Annotated in this window: 16 protein-coding genes and 3 tRNA genes; 18 read left to right on the forward strand and 1 reads right to left on the reverse strand. The window is 45.7% G+C overall.

The window, feature by feature from the left end; translation table 11 throughout:
• The first annotated feature begins 289 nt into the window (after positions 1-289).
• From cobT to MA_RS20320, 9 genes are all read left to right on the forward strand, one after another.
• Entirely contained in the window at positions 290-1339 is a 1050-nt protein-coding gene (cobT, locus tag MA_RS20275) for a nicotinate mononucleotide-dependent phosphoribosyltransferase CobT (RefSeq protein ID WP_011023783.1), read from the forward strand.
• Positions 1340-2853: 1514 nt separating this feature from the next.
• Positions 2854-2926 (forward strand) — tRNA-Asn (locus MA_RS20285).
• A gap of 107 nt (positions 2927-3033) precedes the next feature.
• Positions 3034-3108: transfer RNA gene (locus MA_RS20290), tRNA-Ile, on the forward strand.
• A gap of 98 nt (positions 3109-3206) precedes the next feature.
• Positions 3207-3279: transfer RNA gene (locus tag MA_RS20295), tRNA-Asn, on the forward strand.
• A gap of 430 nt (positions 3280-3709) precedes the next feature.
• Positions 3710-4633 carry an aldolase gene (locus tag MA_RS20300; RefSeq protein WP_048065835.1) on the forward strand — a complete coding sequence of 308 codons (924 nt, stop codon included), beginning with the start codon at positions 3710-3712 and terminating at the stop codon, positions 4631-4633.
• Between the two features lie 104 nt (positions 4634-4737).
• Positions 4738-6171 (forward strand): pyruvate kinase, encoded by a 1434-nt coding sequence (gene pyk, locus MA_RS20305; protein WP_048066546.1) that lies wholly within the window; start codon positions 4738-4740, stop codon positions 6169-6171.
• A 179-nt stretch (positions 6172-6350) separates the two neighbouring features.
• A complete protein-coding gene (locus MA_RS20310; RefSeq protein ID WP_011023787.1) occupies positions 6351-7274 on the forward strand; it encodes a hypothetical protein in 924 nt (307 codons plus the stop codon).
• A gap of 297 nt (positions 7275-7571) precedes the next feature.
• The gene (locus MA_RS20315) at positions 7572-7895 is read left to right on the forward strand and encodes a tetratricopeptide repeat protein (RefSeq protein WP_011023788.1); all 324 of its coding nucleotides are present in this window, start codon (positions 7572-7574) and stop codon (positions 7893-7895) included.
• A gap of 384 nt (positions 7896-8279) precedes the next feature.
• Entirely contained in the window at positions 8280-8678 is a 399-nt protein-coding gene (locus tag MA_RS20320; RefSeq protein ID WP_048065836.1) for a tetratricopeptide repeat protein, read from the forward strand.
• 84 nt (positions 8679-8762) lie between these two features.
• Here MA_RS20320 and MA_RS20325 read toward each other — a convergent pair whose 3' ends face one another.
• A complete protein-coding gene (locus tag MA_RS20325; RefSeq protein WP_011023790.1) occupies positions 8763-9953 on the reverse strand; it encodes a geranylgeranyl reductase family protein in 1191 nt (396 codons plus the stop codon).
• Positions 9954-10436: 483 nt separating this feature from the next.
• Between MA_RS20325 and nifH the strand changes: the two genes are divergently transcribed.
• From nifH to MA_RS20370, 9 genes are all read left to right on the forward strand, one after another.
• The gene (nifH, locus tag MA_RS20330; RefSeq protein ID WP_011023791.1) at positions 10437-11258 is read left to right on the forward strand and encodes a nitrogenase iron protein; all 822 of its coding nucleotides are present in this window, start codon (positions 10437-10439) and stop codon (positions 11256-11258) included.
• A 28-nt stretch (positions 11259-11286) separates the two neighbouring features.
• Entirely contained in the window at positions 11287-11604 is a 318-nt protein-coding gene (locus MA_RS20335) for a P-II family nitrogen regulator (protein WP_048065837.1), read from the forward strand.
• 26 nt (positions 11605-11630) lie between these two features.
• Positions 11631-12008, forward strand: coding sequence for a P-II family nitrogen regulator (locus MA_RS20340; protein ID WP_011023793.1), 378 nt, complete (start codon positions 11631-11633; stop codon positions 12006-12008).
• A 2-nt stretch (positions 12009-12010) separates the two neighbouring features.
• Positions 12011-13597, forward strand: a complete 1587-nt coding sequence (nifD, locus tag MA_RS20345) for a nitrogenase molybdenum-iron protein alpha chain (protein WP_011023794.1) — start codon at positions 12011-12013, stop codon at positions 13595-13597.
• 27 nt (positions 13598-13624) lie between these two features.
• The gene (nifK, locus tag MA_RS20350; protein ID WP_011023795.1) at positions 13625-14995 is read left to right on the forward strand and encodes a nitrogenase molybdenum-iron protein subunit beta; all 1371 of its coding nucleotides are present in this window, start codon (positions 13625-13627) and stop codon (positions 14993-14995) included.
• Positions 14996-15130: 135 nt separating this feature from the next.
• A complete protein-coding gene (nifE, locus tag MA_RS20355) occupies positions 15131-16681 on the forward strand; it encodes a nitrogenase iron-molybdenum cofactor biosynthesis protein NifE (protein ID WP_011023796.1) in 1551 nt (516 codons plus the stop codon).
• Positions 16682-16694: 13 nt separating this feature from the next.
• Positions 16695-18272: a nitrogenase component 1 gene (locus MA_RS20360; RefSeq protein ID WP_011023797.1), complete on the forward strand. Its 1578-nt coding sequence runs from the start codon at positions 16695-16697 to the stop codon at positions 18270-18272.
• Between the two features lie 192 nt (positions 18273-18464).
• Positions 18465-19130, forward strand: coding sequence for a molybdate ABC transporter permease subunit (gene modB, locus MA_RS20365; RefSeq protein WP_048065838.1), 666 nt, complete (start codon positions 18465-18467; stop codon positions 19128-19130).
• 19 nt (positions 19131-19149) lie between these two features.
• Positions 19150-20280, forward strand: a complete 1131-nt coding sequence (locus MA_RS20370) for an ABC transporter ATP-binding protein (RefSeq protein WP_011023799.1) — start codon at positions 19150-19152, stop codon at positions 20278-20280.
• Positions 20281-21166 lie beyond the last annotated feature (886 nt).

A 21166-nucleotide genomic window follows, 5' to 3' on the forward strand; every position in this document is an offset into this window, starting at 1 on the left:
TTAAGTTTGAAAATTACATATTGAAATTACATATTGAGAATTACATATTGAGAATTACATATTGAGAATTACATATTGAGAATTACATATTGAGAATTACATATTGAAATTACATATTGAGAATTACATATTGAGAATTACATATTGAAATTACATATTGAGAATTACATATTGAGAATTACATATTGAAATTACATATTGAAATTACATATTGAAATTACATTAATTTGAGAGTTATCTACAATTTATTTGTACACACCTATCTACGATTTCATAGAGGAGATATAATATGGCCTGGATCGACCCGGAAGTAACGAAAAAGCCTAAAAAACCAATGTTTTTATGCGTGCTTTCCAATACCAAAACCGCACATATCCCGAAGCTCTCAGCAGCAGGGAAAACGGCTGAACTTACGGATTATACACCGGCGGGGGATGCGGAACTTATAGAAACAGGAAACATTATCAGCGTACCAGTTCTTCCCATGACTCCTCCCTATGATACCCCTACCCCTGCAATAATGACACGTTCGGCGCTGAAACTGACAGAGGCACCTTACCATTTTATCAACTCCGGCCTGATCGTGACCCCGGAAGTCCCCTGCATTGACCTGAAAGCAAAGCCCGGAGAAGACATACGGGAGCCTATTGCAGTGCGGGACGTACAGGGCATCTACGAGCGGGCAAAATTCCTTGCCAAGAGGCTCAGAAGCCAGATAGACCACGTAGTTATCGGGGAGAGCATACCTGGTGGCACAACAACAGCGATGGGAGTATTAAATGCACTCGGGTATAACGGAAACGTCAGCAGCAGTGCTGATGAAAACCCGCTCGAGCTCAAAAAGCAGGTCGTTGAAGAAGGTATGAAAGCCTCAGGCCTGACCTTTGGCAGCTTGAAAGATGAGCCCATGAAAGCCATTGCCTGCATGGGAGATCCCATGATGCCTGCGGTCATCGGTCTTGTGGCAGGTTTTCAGGGCACGGAGGTCGATGTTGTCCTTGCCGGCGGAACTCAGATGGCAGCGGTCTATGCCATTATCAAACACCTGGGCTTTAACACCGAAAAGCTCGCAATCGCGACAACCCGTTACGTAGTAGAGGATAAATCCGCACACTTCGTAGAACTCACAAAAACTCTGGAAGTACCGGTAGTCTACATTGCTGACCCCGGTTTTGGAAAATCATCCCTGAAAGGACTTCACAGGTACGAAACCGGCACGATAAAGGAAGGTGCAGGTGCCGGAGGTGCCATGTATCTTGCAGGCCTTTTCGGAGTCACCCAGGATGAATTCCGGTCCGAAGTGGAAAACGTTTGCAAATTGCTTAAAGCCGGGCAGTGAAAAAGGAAACCGCTTTTCAGCAAAACTCAACCTTTCTTTTTTACCTTCCTTTCTCTTCATTTTATGCAGGAGATTTCAACGACCGGCGCAGTTTATTCAAAAGCTGGTTTACAATATCCGGTGTACCTCCGGCTAAGAGATAAGGAAAAAGAACCATTATCCTTTGAAATGAAGAATGAAGAGTTTTACATATCCAGGAATAGTTTCACATACTGAGAATTACACATACTGAAATAGTTTCACATATCCAGGGATAAAACATTACAGCGGTAAAAAAGTAAAAATTAAGAGCCTTTGCAGGCTCTTTTTCGAAAAACTAAATTTGGGTATTCTAACTTTCCGTGAAAAAAACTTTTTTAAGATTAGCTCTCCACTATAGCATTCTGAGCGTTTTCGGAAACCTCCAGTCCAGTTACAGAAGACGCCCTTTGGGCAAACGGCTTCTGTGAATGATGCATGCCACTCCCCCCAGAGAGACAGACCTCAGAACTCACGCGTCCGCAGCTCCTACAGTAGTAGAAAACATTCGAACCTATTACCTGGCGTTTCAGCCAGGCCTTGCACTCGATGCAAAACGTAGGGGCATCAAAATTTACCATGCAGGACTCCTCAGTCATATATCATGATTGAGTCGAGCCTTGCAGTGCCTGTTATTGTCCAGTACTTGCAAATAGGACAGTACTGTCTTCCACCATCTGCACTCATTTCAAGCTTACCGTTACATTTTGGACATATTTTTAGATGTTTCGTGAATAAGCCCCCTTATTCTCCATTTTTAACCTATGAGGTCAAACAGTCAGAAGCGCGACCGGGACCGAAGAGTGTCTCAAATTTCAGAAAGAAACTGATAAGATACCCAACAGTAAAGCGAGCAACTGAACCTAAACCCCTAATACTAAAATTTTACATAAAGCCGGAAGAGGCTTCATACTGGTTGGAATCCCCCGGAAAGGCCTTTAAGTAAAGGAGTTTTAAGCTAAACTGGCTTAAACTGCTTAAAATGAATCCTATCCGATTTCGCCACCAAAAGCTGTAAAATGCTACTCATTATATTACTCATAATAGGATATAAGGTTTATCTCGCAAATAGGTATTTATAAAGAAAGGAAAAGAAGAGGGAAGCCGAGAATCTAATATAAAAAGCTAGCCAGGATATATAGAAAAAATAAAATATGGGTCATATAAATCCGTTAGTTGAATGGATATCAAATTCAAGGCTATAAAACAAATATAAAAATTAGATTAGCATTGAACTCAATGATACCGAACATTGGCCTCAAAGTTATAAAGCAAAGATAATAAATGAATGAAAAGCAAGTCAAGAGGAAATTAAATAAAAGCATTGGTAAAATAACATAGCAACGGACGAAAACCCCAACTAAAGGCAAATTTATTATAAGTCCTCCCCAGTTACAGTTTGTGAAAGAAGCCTCAAGCGAAATATATAAATAAGATTATCGCTTTAGGAGTGTTCGCGACAGGGTGAGCAACAAATAACACACCCGAGCACATGAGCCGCTTTAACTCAGTTGGTAGAGTGTCTGGCTGTTAACCAGAATGTCGTAGGTTCGAGCCCTGCAAGCGGCGTAAAACTTTTGCATAAACTATAGCGCTTTTTCTAAAAGAGAGAAACACATGCAAAAAGTTTATTATTAAAGCCTTACTAACATAATTGAAGCGCTATGCGACAGGGAGGGCCCGTAGCTCAGTCAGGTTAGAGCGCTCGGCTCATAACCGAGCGGTCACCGGTTCAAATCCGGTCAGGCCCATAAATCCATAAAGACCCATAAAAATTATATCCAAAGAATCTTCTGCATAAGGAGGTTTTAAGGAAAAAAACCCAAATTCGAAAGCGTCCAACCCGAAAGCCGCTTTAACTCAGTTGGTAGAGTGTCTGGCTGTTAACCAGAATGTCGTAGGTTCGAGCCCTGCAAGCGGCGTAATAAATCTCACCACTTTTTTAAATACAACTTTTTTAAATATCAATTTTTTTAAATATCGCGTTTTTGTTTTGATTCCTTTTGCCACTTTTTTTCAGATTCTAATTTCATACCCTGGGATTTGTATGCTCGATTCATTTTTAGTACCTGAAGCCTGTAATTTATCCAGTCTTAAAATCTCCGAAACGCTTAATAATTCTGAATAGAATACTTTTTAAACAACAGATAGGGAGGGAAAGCATCAGGAAGTTTGGAGCAGGGAAAGCCTGATGCAATGTACCAGCAGAACAACTGAAAAAATTATTAAATATGGTGAAAAGAATAACTAGATAAATCATTTCTATTCATTACTACCTACCTTTCAACCAAATCCTCTGGTACCACTTACCATCCAATTGACTGTTACTCAATCAGACTGAGGTTTATATATATGGTTTCAATTAACGAAGAAGGCGTAATCGTACCTTTAGACGTCCCGAAAGCAATGCGTGAGACATACGTGAAAAACTACATGGAAATTACAAAAGGCACCGGAAGGCTCATGCTTTTTGCAGGAGACCAGAAAGTAGAGCACCTGAATGATGACTTTTTTGAAGAAGGAGTTCCTGAAGACGATGCTGATCCTGAACACCTTTTCAGGATTGCAGCCCGGTCCAAAATAGGAGTTTTTGCAACCCAGCTCGGGCTGATTGCCCGCTATGGCATGGACTATAAAGACGTCCCTTATCTCGTGAAGGTGAACTCCAAGACCCATCTCGTTGGCACTTCCCAAGCAGATCCCTTCAGCAACCTCTGGTATGATGTCGACCAGGTAGCTGAGTTTAAGGAAAACAGCGGGCTCAATATCCTTGGGGTCGGGTATACAATTTATCTTGGCAGCGAGTATGAAGCCGAAATGCTTGTGCAGGCCGCCCAGGTAGTTTACGACGCCCATCAGCATGGGATGGTCTCAGTACTCTGGATTTATCCCCGCGGAGCTGCCGTAAAAGACGAAAAGGACCCGCACCTGATCGCAGGGGCAACAGGAGTAGGAGCCTGTCTCGGGACTGACTTTGTAAAGGTCAATTACCCGAAAAAGGAAGGAGAAAAATCCGCCGAGATTTTCAAAGAAGCCATCAAAGCAGCCGGACGCACAAAAGTTGTTTGTGCTGGCGGTTCAAGCGATGAAGCCGAAGCTTTCCTCAAAAAGCTCCACGACCAGATCCACATCTCCAGGGCTCAGGGGAATGCAACCGGAAGAAACATCCACCAGAAATCCCTGGATGAAGCTGTCCGCATGTGCAACGCAATCTACGCCATAACCGTGGAAGACACAAGCGCTGAAGAAGCCCTGAAGATTTACAGGGGGAAGTAAGCAGGCAGCAATAAGCAGCGTAAGTTTGCTAAAAATAACAATCGAAAATAACAGTTCTAAAAACGGCAGTGAATATAAACGTGAATATAAACGGCCGTGAAAATATGCAAATCCCTGACCATAAAACAAAGATCGTCTGCACCATAGGCCCTGCTTCCTTCTCCGAGGAAGTCCTCAGGAAACTGGTGCTTGCGGGAATGAACGTTGCAAGGATTAACTTTTCCCACGGAGACTTCGAGAGCCACGGAAAAGTTATCCGGAGGGTCCGAAAGGTTGCAGAAGAGCTTGACAGGACAGTTGCTATCCTTGCCGACCTCCCAGGCCCGAAAATTCGCGTAGGCAAGCTCAAAAAAGAGCCGCTTATGCTCCATAAAGGGAACCGAATAACCCTTACCACTGACGAGACTTCTGGAAGCGAGGACCGCATCCCGGTCAACTACAAACAGCTCCCTGAGAGCGTCTCCCCGGGAAGCCTTATCTACCTGAGTGACGGATTTATCCAGCTCCTCTGCCTGGAAATCTCGGGAAAAGATGTAGTCTGCGAAGTTATGGTCGGAGGACAACTCTACTCCCATAAAGGGCTGAACCTGCCAGGGGCAAAAATTTACCTGGACTCTGTGACGGAACATGACTTCAAAATCCTTGAGTTTGCCCTGAACGAAGAAGTTGACGCAGTCAGCATCTCTTTTGTGGAAAAAGCCGAAGATATCCGAAAAGTCCGGAATTTTGCTTCAACCATGGGAAAACCTGTATACGTTGTCTCAAAAATCGAACGGAGCCAGGCGGTCCAGAATATAGAAGAGATCCTTGAGGAAACCGATGCCCTGATGGTTGCCAGAGGAGACCTGGGAGTTGAGATTCCTATCCAAGAAGTACCTTCGGTCCAGAAAGAACTCATCCGGAGTGCAAAGCTCCTGAGCATCCCCGTAATTACTGCAACCCACATGCTGGCCTCCATGACCGACAACATCAGGCCTACAAGGGCGGAGGCTACAGACGTTGCCAACGCCATCCTTGACGGGACGGACGCGGTCATGCTCTCGGAAGAAACCGCAGTTGGGAACTATCCCGTGGAAACTGTGGAGATGATGGCAAAAATTGCAAAAACAACAGAAAACTGGCGCTCCCGAACGAAGTGGGGACTTGACACAATGCTCAAGGGAATTACGGCACAGAAAATGTCAGTGGACGAGGTAATCGCTCTCCAGGTACACGAAGCCCTGCAAAAGCTTCCTGTAGCCGTTGTACTCACCCCAACCCGAAGCGGAGCAACCCCGCGCAGGCTTTCCCGCTTCAAGCCTGAACCCTGGATCCTGGCTTTCACCCGCTTCCCGAAAACCTGTAGCTCCCTTGCCTTGTCCTATGGGGTTTATCCGATAATAGTAAAAGAAGTCTCTGAAAACTGGGAAACGGAGACCACGGAAAAGGCAAAGGAACTGGGATTTGCAAAAAGCGGAGAGCTCGTAGTTTTCACCCAGGGACCTGCTTCCGGAAAACCAGGAGGCACAAACATGCTCAAGATCCTGACTCTGGACTGAACGGAAATTCAAATCGAGCCTTTTAAAAAGGAAATTTAGGACTAGGATTCCAATTAATCCCACAAGTTTTTTCATTTTTCGGAAATAGGATGCGAAAACTTTTTTATGACAATAGATTTAGATACCATGTGTGTTTTTTACATTCAGAATAATTTACCTTATGTTATGAGGTTTCATTTATGAAACGAAAGGATCCTGCAACAAAAAACCAGAAATATCTGGCTATCTTCCTAGCCTTAACAATGTTTCTCTCAGCTTTTATGATATATTTCACGGCTACGGGCAATAATAAAAACGATGATAATGACGTAACGACTTCGGAAACCGGAGCAGATTATGTCACAGTCCAGTTCTCTCAGATCCCAGGCAAACACGTCCAGCACGATTTTAATTCCATTATCGACGGATTGGAAATGTCACCTGAAGGAGTGACGAATGCGATATATGTCGACCTTCAAAAAACCGAAGGAACTCCCCTGGAAGCTATCTTCGGAAACGGACAGACCATGAATGCTTCCTTCTCTTATGGAGCTGATGTTACGAAGAGATACGGAGCAAGTTATGCCGATGAAAGCGGTTTTGAGCTGCACCAGATTCCTGAGCAGAAAATTGACGTACCCCTCCAGAACACATCGACAATGCCATATGAAGGGTACCAGATCCTCGACCGGACAAACGGGACCTACAACATCTGGAACGTTGTCGGAAGCCCCTCAATCATAGGCCCCATCCAGAGTGTGGCAAACGTCATCAGCGTCCTTGAAGGAAATGCAACTTCCAGCTCGGAATACGACCAGATATTGAGCCAGGCGGATCCGGAAGGAAGCATCTACCAAGAAGTAGTCACAAAAACAAATTCCACGGATATTCCTGCAGAACAGTATTACATGGATCTCAAAAAGCTGGATGACGGAAGTTACGTGCAGACAACCATCTACCTTAACCCTGAACCTGAAGTAGATGAAAAGATCGCAGTTTATCAGGCAAACTCGAGCGAACGTGGAGTGGCATACAACGTAACTACCCTGGGCAACATTACAAAACTGGAAATAAGCTCGGACTTTGAAAGCCTTTACAATGAAAGTGCCCTGCTTTCAATATAAGCAGGCAAACTTTCATTTCAAACTTTTTTGTTTTTGATTTCAATTTTCTACTTTTTTCCTGAAATCATTTCTCCGGAAGCTATCTTCTGACAGCTATTATCTGATAGTTTCTTCGGGAATCTTTCTGGAACCTTATATATTTTTCTACAGAGAGCTCAAAAAATCAAAGAATCCTGTTCCAGAGAAATATAAGAAACCTTATACATTAGAAGTGAAAAACCAGAGGGGTTGAAAAATAGGGTTGAATAAATATAGAAAGAGAACAAATAAAAAAATAGTGAAAAATGAGGTGAGGCTTTGGGACTTTCCAGTTCCTTTGAAAAGATTTTCCTGAAAAAGATAGACGGTAAGAATTCTCATGACTGGTTTGAACTCGGGGCAATGGAAAAAGACCCTGAGAAAAAGGTAGAATACTTCAAAAACACAGTAGAGTTAAAACCGAATTTCGTAGGCGGCTGGACCGTGCTCGGAAACGCCTATGCCGGGATGGGAGAGTATGAAAAAGCCATGGAATGCTACAACAAGGCTCTTTCAATCTGCCCAAAGTACAAGGAAGCAAAGTATAACAGGAAAAATCTGGAAAAAAAGATGAAGGAAACCGAATTAAAACCGGGAACATGATGAAAAAAACTGAAAATCCGGTACCTCGAAGAAAAACAAAATCCAGAAAAATCCGCCTCCATGCGGAAGCGACATAAGAGGACACAAAAAAGACCCCTCCATCAAACTCGCTCACGGAGGAAAATAAACATTTACCATTAAATCCTGTTTACAGGCACTGATTTTACACAAATATTTCCTTTCCCTGTACCTCCTGGACGACTGAACCCACCTAAAAAAAGAGATAATAAGAATCCCGACCGGCATGGAATTTCCACAACAACTCAGCAGGGAAAACGCTCTTTTCAGTATATTTACTATCTCATTACATCTGTTTTTAAAATATGGGGTCGATAAGCATCACCAGCTATTTCTACCGACCCCGCATATATTTAATGGGAAGTGATGCTATTGGGATTTCTGGACAAACTGTTCAAAAAGAAACTCGAAGGAAAAACCGTAGAAGAATGGTACGGACTTGCTGTTTCTGAAACTGACCCTGAAAAGAAGATTGAGTACTTCGATAAAGTCCTGGCTTTAAAGCCCGATTTTGCAGGAGCCTGGAACCTCAGAGGGCTTGAATTTGTGATGCTCAAGCAGTATGAAGAAGCCATTGCCTCTTTTGACAAAGCGCTTGAGATAAGACCCAACTATCCGGAGGCAAAATACAATAAAGAAGATGCAGAAACAGAATTGAGGAAGATCGGGGCAGCAGAAAAGCCGGTTGAAGAGGAGAAAGAAGGCTCATCGGAAACTCACGGGGAGAAAGGAGAAGAACCTAAAGCTGAGGGAACAGAAAGTTAAAAAACGAAAAAGTGTTCCGGAAAAATTCCCTGACAGGCCGATTTTGCCTGAAGGGCTGATTTTGCCTGACTGCCAGAACCACCATTACTTTTTTCCGCGGCTCAGGGCCTGAAGCCCGAGTTTTACAGGTCCGGGAAGTTTTCCGCACTGCATGACCTTCATCTGTTCAGGGGAAATAAACTTGAAAGCCGCATTCATCAGAGCATCAGATTTCATGATCCCGTCCATGATCTGTCTCGCCTGTACCGAAGTTTCTAGAGCCGACCCAAACTGAACTCTCCAGCGCCTGTCGTAAGCTTCAAGCTTGCATTTCCCGGCGGCAAATTCAGCTGCAGTTTCTCCCGCAATTTTTCCGGCAATCATTGCAGGAGGGATCCCCCCACCGTTTGTTGCGATGATATGCCCGGCGGCATCCCCTGCGATCAGAGTATCTTCGGTTGCAGTGTTTGCAGGGGCTCCATTTATGGGAATAATGCCTGCAACGACATTCATTATAATAGCGTTTTTCAGCTTCGGGGCGGCTAGAGGGTGATCCCGCATAAAACGGTGAAGGTAATCTTTTGCAGAAATCCCTTTTTCGGCCATTCCACTTCGGATTCCGATTCCTACGTTTGCCCGCCTCTCGCCTTCCGGAAAAATCCATGCATAACCGCCCGGGACATAATCTTTTCCGAAATACATCTCAAGGGCGTCCGGGTCAATATCAACGTTCCGGACCTGGTACTCAAGGGCAACAGAGGTTTCCTTTGATTCGGGTTTCATGGCAAGACCTTTTGATTTTGCGACAAGAGAATTAGGGCCGTCAGCTCCAATAACCACCTTTGCTTTCAGGATATGTTTCCCGAAGACCCCTGAAGTTTCAACCTTTGTACCTTCCACCCGTGTCACCCTGGTTTTTGCCATCAGTTCGGCCCCTGCCGCAGCAGCTTGCTCAGCCAGGAACTGGTCATAGCGGCGGCGGTCAAGGACTCTGCCCCGGACGGCAAACTCTTTTACATTGCCGTTTGGGGGGATGATCCGCTGGGTTTTGATATGCTGCAGTACGCAGGAGTCGGGATAGTTTTTCAGGGTTTCAGGCAGCTTGGCCTCAGGCAGCAGGGCCTGCACTTCCGAGGCATCCGGAAGAAAACCGGCACACTGGATGGGGTTTCCAATTTCTCTTTTTTTATCGAGAAGCAGGACAGAAGCCCCATTCTTTGCGGAATGCAGGGCAGCGGTGGAACCTGAAGGGCCCGCACCCACAACGATGACATCGTAAGAGGCTTTTGGAATCATGAAAAGGTCTCACTGTTGTTTATTTTTAGTCTTTGCAGTTTACTGAGGAATTGTTTATTAATCCTTTCCTGAAGCCAAGAAACGAATAGTGCTGTTTCAGGTGTTTTAATCCCCACAATCAGGTAGTGTAACCCTCAAAATAAAGGTTCAAAATTCTGTCTGGCAAATAGATAAGAAAGAAGGAACATGCCCAAGTGTAGAAAGATTTAAATAGAACTACATAGTACAACGGTTACCGTCTTCCGAGCATAACGGGGTGAAGGAACTGGAACATAAAAAGAAGGGATTTTGGAAGTTCGAAAGAGCCCCATGATCCAAATTCAGCACCGCAATTCAGACGAATTGTGAACCAATAATTATTAAAAAGCAAGCAAAAAGTCAACAAATAAGTATCTTAAATCAAGGGTTAATTATATATACAATTAGATAGTACAACGGTTACCGGCTTCCGGTAGCCGACGAAAATAAAGGAGCAAGGAAAAAATGAGACAAATAGCAATTTATGGAAAGGGCGGCATTGGAAAATCAACTACTACGCAGAATCTTACTGCGGCCCTCTCGACTATGGGGAACAATATTCTTCTTGTAGGGTGCGACCCAAAAGCAGACTCTACCAGAATGCTGCTTGGAGGCCTGAACCAGAAGACCGTACTTGACACTCTTAGAAGCGAAGGTGACGAAGGAATCGACCTTGATACTGTTCTGCAGCCAGGCTTTGGAGGCATCAAATGTGTAGAATCCGGGGGTCCTGAACCGGGGGTAGGATGCGCAGGCCGAGGTATTATCACCTCCATCGGACTGCTCGAAAACCTGGGAGCTTACACTGACGATCTTGACTATGTATTCTACGACGTGCTTGGTGACGTTGTATGCGGTGGTTTTGCCATGCCTATCCGCGAAGGAAAAGCCAAGGAAATTTACATCGTGGCCAGTGGAGAACTGATGGCAATTTATGCAGCAAACAATATCTGCAAAGGTCTGGCCAAATTCGCTAAAGGTGGAGCCCGTCTCGGAGGCATCATCTGTAACAGCAGGAAAGTAGATGGAGAACGTGAACTCCTTGAAGCATTCGCAAAGAAACTGGGAAGTCACCTGATCCACTTCGTGCCCAGAGACAACATCGTCCAGAGGGCAGAAATCAACAGAAAGACAGTAATCGACTTTGATCGAGAATCCGACCAGGCAAAGGAATACCTCACCCTTGCAGACAACGTCCAGAACAACAACAAACTCGTGGTTCCAACCCCACTCCCGATGGAAGAGTTAGAAGCTATGATGGTAGAATTCGGAATCGTTGAGCTGTAACTGTTAAGACCCAGAGGAGATGAAAACGATGCAAATGATAAGAGCAGTCATAAGACCGGGAATGGAATCAAAGGTTGTCGAGTGCCTGGAAAAAGAGGGCTGTATTTCCCTTACAAAAATGGAAGTCTTCGGAAGAGGGAAGCAAAAAGGGATTCACATTGCAGACATCCACTATGACGAATTGCAGAAAACCATGCTTCTGATGGTAGTCGAAGACGAACACAAGGACAAAGTTATAAAGACCATAATGGAAGCTGCAAGAACCGGGAAGTATGGGGATGGAAGGATCTTCGTAAACCCCGTGGAAGAAGCATACACCATAAGGACGGGAAAAGCCGGGCTTTAAAACCGGCTTTTCGGAGGGAAATCCCCATGAAAGAAATTACGGCAATAATCAGGATGAACAAGGTCCAGAAAACAAAGAATGCCCTGCTTGGATGCGGCTTTCCTTCGTTTACCGTAAGAAGGGTCATGGGCCGCGGAAAACAAAGAGGGCTCTGCTTTGAATTTAATCCACCACTACCAGATCCGGAAAAGGAAGCCGAGACCTGCATTCGTTTCATTCCAAAACGTATGTTCACCGTCGTTGTGGATGATGAAAACGTAAGCGAAGTGGTCCAGAAAATCATAGAGGTTAACCAGACCGGAAATGCAGGAGACGGAAAGATTTTCGTGTCAAACATCACTGAAGCAATCCGCATCCGAACCGGAGAAAGCGGTGAAGCGACCATAAGCAAGGAGTTGATGTAAGAATGGGAGCGGAAATTGAAGACAAACAACTGATTGTTGACAACATTTTGAAGGTGCTCCCGGAAAAAGCTGCCAGGGACAGAAGAAAACACATAGTTGTCAGGGACTGTGCCGCCGAACAGCACATTGAAGCCGACGATAAAGTAATTCCCGGAATCCTCACAAACCGTGGCTGTGCCTTTGCAGGGACCAAGGGTGTGGTCTTCGGGCCTATAAAGGATATGGTCCACCTGGTTCACGGCCCCATAGGTTGTGCTTACTTCACCTGGGGTACCAGGCGAAACCTTGCAAAGGCAGAAGAAGGCGAAGACAACTATATGAATTACTCCGTATGCACGGATATGAAGGAAACCGATATCGTCTTTGGAGGAGAGAAAAAGCTCAAAAAAGCCATTGATGAGGTTGTAAAAATCTTCAATCCGGGCGCTATCACAATCTGTGCAACCTGCCCTGTAGGGCTTATCGGAGACGATATCGAATCTGTTGCAAGAGAAGCCGAAGAAGAGCATGGAATCAAGGTAATCCCCGCCCGCTGTGAAGGATATAGGGGAGTCAGCCAGTCGGCAGGCCACCACATTGCAAGCAACTCCCTGATGGAACACCTGATAGGGACCGAGGATATCAAGGACCCCACTCCCTTTGACATAAACATCTTCGGGGAGTACAATATAGGAGGGGACCTCTGGGAAATCAAGCCAATCCTCGAAAAAATAGGATATAGAATTATCTCAAGTTTAACCGGAGACGGATCATTCCACAAAATTTCGCAGGCCCATCAGGCAAAACTCAGTATCCTGCTCTGCCACCGTTCTATCAACTACACTAACAGGATGATGGAAGAAAAATACGGAGTTCCATGGCTGAAGGTAAATTACATCGGTACGAAAGGAACTGAAAAATCCCTGCGAAAAATGGCAGAGTTCTTTGACGACCCAGAACTTACCCGGAAAACAGAAGAAGTTATTGCTGAAGAAAAAGCAAAATACGCGGATGAAATCGAAAGATACAGGGAAAAACTCCAGGGAAAAACCGCTTTCATCTATGCCGGAGGCTCAAGGAGCCACCACTATATAAACCTCTTTGAAGAACTCGGCATGAAGGTTGTTGTTGCAGGCTACCAGTTCGCCCACAGGGATGACTATGAAGGTAGACAGATCATTCCCCACATTAAGGAAAAAGCCCTTGGGTCCATTCTTGAGGATGTACATTACGAAAGAGAAGAAAACTTCAAGCCTTCCATTAACGCTGAACGAATTACAGAACTGAAAGAGAAAATCGGGCTCATGGACTACGAGGGACTTTTCCCCGAAATGAAGGATGGGACTATTGTCGTTGACGACCTTAACCACCATGAGACCGAATTCCTCGTAAAAGCCCTCAAACCCGATATATTCTGTTCCGGGATTAAGGACAAGTACTGGGCTCAGAAAATAGGAGTCCCCTCAAGGCAAATTCACTCCTATGATTACAGCGGACGTTACACAGGCTTTTCCGGAGTCCTGAATTTCGCACGGGATATTGATATGGCTATTCACAGCCCCACCTGGAGGTTCATAAACCCGCCGTGGAAAGGTGAAGGAGCGGAGTAAAAACAAAAAAGTAAAGAGGTGTAAAAAATGCTTGATTATACCCCATGTGAAGAAGTGGAACGTTCAGCCATCACCATCAACCCTGCAAAAATCTGTCAACCAATAGGAGCCGTTTATGCGGCTCTCGGTGTGCACAACTGCATGCCCCACAGCCACGGATCCCAGGGCTGCCTTTCTTACCTGCGTATGTGCCTGAGCAGGCACTACAGAGAAGCTGCACTGGCGACTACCAGCAGTTTTTCCGAAGGAACCGCCGTTTTCGGAGGAGCTGCAAACCTGAAGGAAGCTCTCGTCAACCTTACAACCGTATACCAGCCTGAAGTAATCGCCATTCACACTACCTGCGTGGCAGAAACTATTGGAGACGATGTTGGAGTCATCTTAGAAGATGTGAGCGCTGAAGAGCTTATTGACCCGTCCATCAAAATCTGTGCAGCTTCCACTCCAAGTTATGTCGGTACCCACATAACCGGCTATGACAACATGGTAAAGTCTTTCGTAACCACCTTTGCCAGCAAAAGCAAGCCAAACGGGAAACTTAACATCATCCCCGGCTTTGTAGAACCTGCAGACATCAGGGAAATCAAACGCATACTCTCGATAATGGGAATTTCCAGTATTGTCTTCCCGGACACCACTGACGTCTTTGATGCGCCCCTGACAAAAGAACATACCTTCTACCCCAAAGGTGGGACACCGATAGGAGACATAGAAGATTCCGCAAATTCCCTCGGGACGATTGCCCTCTGCAGGATGGCAGGCGGGGCTGCAGCAAAGATACTGGAAAGCCGCTACAAAGTCCCGGCAAAAATAGGGCCCACCCCCATAGGGATCAGAAACACCGATCGTTTCATCATGAATGCAGCAAAACTTGCCAACGTAGCGATTCCCCCCGAACTTGAAGACGAGAGGGGAAGACTTGTTGACATGATGACTGACGCCCACCCCCATTACCACGGAAAGAAAGTAGCCATTTACGGTGACCCTGATATACTTTCAGGCCTCACGAGCCTTGTGCTGGAAATGGGCATGGAACCTAGTGTGGTGCTCACCGGCACTCAGAACTCTGAATTTGAAAAAGAAATCGAAGCACTCATAGGTTCCGAGTACCCGGACGCCGATATCATTTCGGGAGGGGACCTCTTCATGCTCCACCAGATCATCAAGCGAAAGCCCGTGGACCTCCTAATCGGCAACACATACGGGAAATTCATATCAAGGGCAGAGGATGTGCCCCTGGTCAGAGTAGGCTTCCCGATTATGGACCGGGCAAACCTGCACTATTTCCCGATCATGGGGTACGCTGGAGCTGCACGACTGGTGGAGCGCATAGGAAATACCCTGCTTGACAGGAAAGATAGAGACGCACCTGACTGGTTGCTTGAAACCATCCAGTAAGAGAGAAGCCTGAATATAAAGGTAGTGATCTGAACACATCTCAGAGATGATATACAAACTGATAAATTAAAAATTTGAAAAAGTGGAAAACCGCCGCTGCAATTCTGAAAACAGAAGCAGAGGGGAGTGAAAGAGATGAAAGAATTAACCGGGATAGTGGATACTCTCGAAGAAAGGCAACCGTACATCACCAGAAAGCAGGAAAAGGGGGATGTAATTCCCCTTGCTTGCGACAATAACTCTCTTGCAGGAGCCATCAGCCAGCGGGCATGTGTATATTCGGGGGCAAGGGTTGTCCTAAACCCCGTAACCGACGCAGTCCACCTGGTCCACGGCCCTATAGGCTGTGCAGGCTATACCTGGGACATAAGAGGGGCAAAGTCCAGCGGGGTCGAAACTAACCGCAGCAGTTTCAGTACGGACATGAAGGAGATCGATGTTGTCTTCGGAGGAGAGAAAAAACTTTCAAACGCGATCGACGAGCTGGTAGGCATCTACCATCCTCCGGTCATTTTCGTGTATTCCACATGCATTGTAGGAATTATCGGAGACGACCTGGAATCGGTCTGCAAGACAGCAAGTAAAAAGCACAATATCCCGGTAATCCCTGTAAAATCCGAAGGCTTCAAAGGTAACAAGTCTGACGGATACAAGGCTGCTTGCGACGCCTTAAAGCAGCTTATCAAAAAACCGGAAGTAAAGAAGCCCGATGCAGGTCCTGAAGTCAACAGGCCAAAGATCAATATCCTCGGAGACTTCAACGTAGCCGGGGACGTCTGGCTCGTCAAACCTCTCTTTGAACGGATGGGAATCGAAGTCATAGTCTCCATGACCGGGGATTCGACTGCCGAATCCATCTCAAGGGCAGCGGAAGCAGACCTCAACCTCGTCCAGTGCAGCGGGTCAATGACCTACCTTGCAAAATGGATGCAGAAAGAGTACGGGATTCCATACCAGACCATAAGTTTCTTCGGAATCGAAGATATTTCCATTGCTCTTCGGAAGACTGCGGAATACTTTGGCTCCGAAGAGATGAAAAAGATAGCAGAAGAAATCCTGGAGACCGAAACGAACCGGATAATGCCTGAAATTTCCCGGGTCAGAGAGAGAGTCAAAGGGAAAAAGGCCGCCATCTATATGGGAGGCCCTGCAAAAGCCCTCACGCTTATCAAAGGTTTTGCGGAACTCGGCATGGAAGTGGTAATCATCGGGACCCAGACCGGGAAAAAGGAAGACTATGAGCAGATCAGCTATTCAGTCAGGGACGGGACGGTCATCGTGGACGATGCAAACCCCCTGGAACTTGCAGACTTACTCGTGAAACAGAAAGCCGACCTGATGGTTGCAGGCGTTAAAGAGAGGTTTATCGCATACAAGCTGGGAGTTGCCTTCTGCGACTTCAACCACGACAGGGTGGTGGAGTTCGAAGGCTTTGACGGCTTTGTAAACTTCGCAAAGGAAGTGGATGCCTCGATTAACAGCCCTGTCTGGAAAGCAGTCAGGCAGAGGACCCTTGAGCCCGAATTTGTGGAACCGGAAAAAGCCACTGTAGAATTGGGACAGGAAAAAGCCACCGTTGAAGAAAAAACTTCCGAAAAACCGTATGTAAAGAAGTGTAAAGGTGCAGCCCTGAAACCGGAGTTTTTGCGCTCCAGGTCAGATGTTGCAGTTGAGAGTGAGGTATAGAGGAGGCAATAAAATGACTAAAAGAAACTATGCAACCGTGAACCCCTGTGTAATGTGCCAGCCCATGGGAAGTGCCCTTGCCTTTAAAGGGGTCGAAAACACCATGGTCCTCTACCACGGCTCCCAGGGATGCAGCACCTATATGCGTCTGCACCTTGCCCACCACTTCAGGGAACCTGTAGATATCGCCTCAAGCTCCCTCAGCGAAAAAGGAGCAGTCTACGGGGGCAGGGAAAACCTGAAGAAGGGACTTAGAAACGTCATCAACAGATATAAACCGAAAGTAATAGGCGTTGCAACCACCTGTCTTGCCGAAACAATCGGCGATGATGTCCCTGCGATAATCAGGGAATTTAAAGAGGAAGAAGGGATCGGAGACGATCTCGAAAAAGATATCATAATCATACCCGTTTCCACCCCCAGCTACGGGGAAAGCCATGTAAGCGGCTATATAAAAGCCCTGGACGCCGTTGTCAGGAAGTTTACGGAAAAGCCTGAAAGCCCGGAAGAATCGAAAAGCCCGGAAGACGTCGAGCTTATGGATTGCATGGAAAACATGGAGATTATGGAGTATACGGAAATCCTGGAAAAAGAAAAGGCAAAGGCAAATGTCAGGGAAGCAAAAAAGCCTGACATGGAAGAAGAAACTGATGCGATAGAAGCTTCAAACGGCAAACTCAACCTTATCCCGGTTGAGAGCATCTCCCCGGCTGATGTGAGAGAACTCAAAGAAATCCTTGCAGAGACTGCAGGGGATTACATCTTCCTCCCGGACATTTCCGAGACCTTTGATGCGCCCCTGGGGGAAGAACTCCCCAAAATAGCACCCGGAGGCACTCCACTTTCCGAGATTGCTGACATGCCCAACAGCAAAGCAAGCCTAGGTCTGGGGATTGTCAGCACGAATCTGGCTGTAAAATACCTTGAAGCTTCCCACGGGGTTCCCGGACACAATGTGCCCATACCCATAGGACTCTTAAACAACGACCTTTTCTTTACGGAACTGGTCCGCATCCTTGGCTGCCCAATCCCTGAGAAATACCAGAAAGAAAGGGGAAGACTCCTCGACTCCATGGTGGACGTGCACAAGTACCTTTACGGAGTAAAGGCAGCAGTCTACGGAGACCCGGACACTGTGTTTAGTCTGACGACTTTCATGCTGGAACTCGGGATTAACCCCGTCCTGGTAGCTACCGGAAGCAAAAGCCGGGACTTTGAAAAGAGAATAAAACAAATCTTTGAAGAGATCAGGCCGGAACTGGAACCTGTGGTTCTGAACGGCATTGACTTTGACACCCTCAATGATGCTGTCGGTGAATGCAGCCCTGAAATCCTGATAGGGAACTCAAACGGGAGATACATTGCCAAGGCACGCAATATCCCCCTTGTAAGGGTTGGCCTGCCAATCCACGACAGGGTAGGAGCACAGCGTATCCTTACTGTCGGATACAGGGGAGCCCTGGAACTTCTGGACAGGATCACAAACACCATCCTTGAAGCTACTGACACCTTCACCGCACCTGTACAGGTAGAACCGGCTGCATATGCCGGTCAGGGAGCAGGAGATGACTGCATAGAGGAAGCGCAGTGAGAGTGAAAACAAAAAGCTGATACTTCCGATCACGTCAAATAAGGCTTTTCAGCTTCATAACGTCTTCCGGTAATGCCTCCCGGAATTCAGAAACTCCTGATAGAGAATGAAAAACAGTAAATGTGAATGAGAAAAAAGAAAGCGATCTAAGGTTCCCAGAGCCGGAAAAACAATAAAAAAGGGAGGGATTTGATGGAAATCTTTCAAATAATCGCGACACCACTTCTATTAACCCTCAAGATTTCCGTCATTGCAACCCTCTTTGTGACAGCGCTGGGAATTTTAATTGCTTATGTACTGGCAAAAAGGGAGTTTCCGGGGAAAGGATTAGCTGACGTTATGGTTACCATGCCAATGGTTCTTCCCCCTACGGTAACCGGGTACATTCTAGTTATCCTGCTGGGAAAAAACGGAGTTATAGGAAGCATTTTCTCCAAAATTACGGGGAGCGGAATCCTCTTTACCTGGCAGGCAGCAGCCATTGCAGCTTTTGTAGTATCTTTGCCCCTGATGGTAAAGACCACCACCGCAGCCATCGGGGCAGTAGACAGGAACGTTGAGGAAGCATCCCGTATTCTCGGGAGAAATGAGTTCGAAACTGCACTCTTCATAACCCTGCCTCTTGCAAAGAAAGGCATTATTGCAGGCTGCGTCCTGAGTTTTGCAAGGGCCGTAGGAGAGTTCGGAGCAACCCTCATGGTTGCAGGAAATATCCCGGGAAAGACTAGCACCATGCCTCTTTCTATTTACGGAGCGTACCAGACAGGAAATAATGAGCTCGCGAACCTGCTTGTGCTTATCCTTGTTGTCATGTCATTCATAACAATTGCAGCCACCAGCAAACTGGGAGAACGATGAAAAAAGGTGAGAGTAGGGAATGACTGTTGAAGTTGGCATTGAAAAGGAATTCTACGGAAGGAAAAACAGGAAAAAGAAAGGTGAAAACCCCAGCTTTTCAATGAACTGCAGCTTTGATGCCAATTCCGATTTTGTGGTCCTGTTCGGGTGTTCCGGTTCAGGTAAAACCACGGCTCTCCGCTGCATTGCAGGGCTTGAGAACCCGGACGCAGGAACTATAAAGATTAACGGTACCGTGTACTTTGACAGCAGGAAAAAAGTGAATCTGCCCCCTCAGAAACGGAAAATAGGGTACATGTTTCAGGAAAATGCCCTCTTTCCGCACATGAACGTGCGCCAGAACATCGAGTTCGGATTAAAAGGCCTGAGCTCCATGGAAAAAACAGATCGGGTAAACGAGATGCTGGGCCTTGTGGGGATAGAAGAACTTGAGTTTGCCTACCCTGATGAGCTCTCAGGCGGGCAGAAACAGAAAGTTGCCCTTGCCCGGGCCCTTGCCCCAAACCCGGAAGTCCTGCTCCTGGACGAGCCCTTTTCAGCTCTGGACACCGTAGTCCGCCTTAAATTGAGAAAAGAACTGAGGGATATCCAGAAAAGACTCAAGATTCCTGTAATTTTCATCACCCACGACCCTGTCGAGGCTTTTACCATGGCAGACCGGATGGCAGTCTTTGAAGACGGCAGGGTACAGCAGATAGGTACCCCTGAGGACATATTCTACCACCCAAAAACCCGTTATGTGGCCGAACTTGTGGGCTTCTCAAACCTCTTTGATAATGCCGTGGTAGGAAGACACGGAAACGGAGCCGAGTGCACCTTCCTGTGGTCCCTCGGAACGGAAATTACCGCCCCTTATATAGAACGCAAAGCAGGGGACAGAGTCAGCTGGGGTATCAGGCCCGAGAATATCGAGCTTGTGGACAGGAAAAATATGCACGTTATCCGCCAGGAAGACAGGAAAAATCTCTTTGATGGGATAATAATGAACGTGGTGAACAAAGGCACCAGCCGTGTCATGTCTCTTATTCTCAAAAACAGCGAAGACGTCCTGAAGGTAGAGGTTGCAAACCACATCTTTGACTCATTGAAAATAGGAACGGGCGACGAATGCATGGTCAGGCTCAGAGCCTCGGATATGATCATCTTCTGACTCTCGAATTGTGACTCGCCCGAATTGCGACTCGCCCGAATTGCGACTCGGGAGCCCGCAGTCCTTTTCGCTGCGCTACGCTTCGCTCAAGAGGACAAATTTAGAATGGGAGAGTAGAGTAGTAGAGTTCTTCTTTGAGTTTTGATTTGAGATCAAGGAAATCGAAGTTTTCTGGTAATTAGATATATTTACAGTGATCTACATCCATTCATAGCAACCTATATTTATTTATATTAATCTACATTTATTCATATTAGCCCATAATTAAGTATACTAACTTATAATTATTCATACTAACCATATTTATTCATAATTACCCACATTTATTCACAAGAATCCACATCAGTTTTGAGATTTGCGGCTCTGAAGTATGAGGTTCTTTTCGCTGAGCTCAAGAGAAATAATATAGGAGAGAAACCGGTAAGTTTCGCTCAAGAAGATTGATTCATAAGTTATAACAGTGAGTTACTCTGGAACAAAATTACAATTTCATAACCTGTACAAACCTATTCTGTATACAGAGGTAGTTCTTGTTACTTCTGAAAAAGGAGAGCACCCTTTCCCGCAGAAAGATTGCAAATTCCTTTGCTTTTTTTGCATAGACGATATTGCAAAGCGTGTAAAACGTACTTTTGTGCCAAACAAAAGTTGGCACTTTAAATCAGTGTTTTTTTTTCTATGTGAAATCTTTTTTCAGAGGATTGTACATGAAATTGTCAAGTTAGATTATAGATATTAAAATCTGACCAGATAAGCTCAATTAATAAATAGAGTTGTAAAAATAATATTTAGTAACACAAAATCAATAGTAACTTATACTAAGAATACAATTAAGTCACTAACTTAGCAAATAGTAACATGAAAAGGACAATATATAGTACCATAA

The organism is Methanosarcina acetivorans C2A, from assembly GCF_000007345.1.
Lineage (GTDB): Archaea > Halobacteriota > Methanosarcinia > Methanosarcinales > Methanosarcinaceae > Methanosarcina > Methanosarcina acetivorans.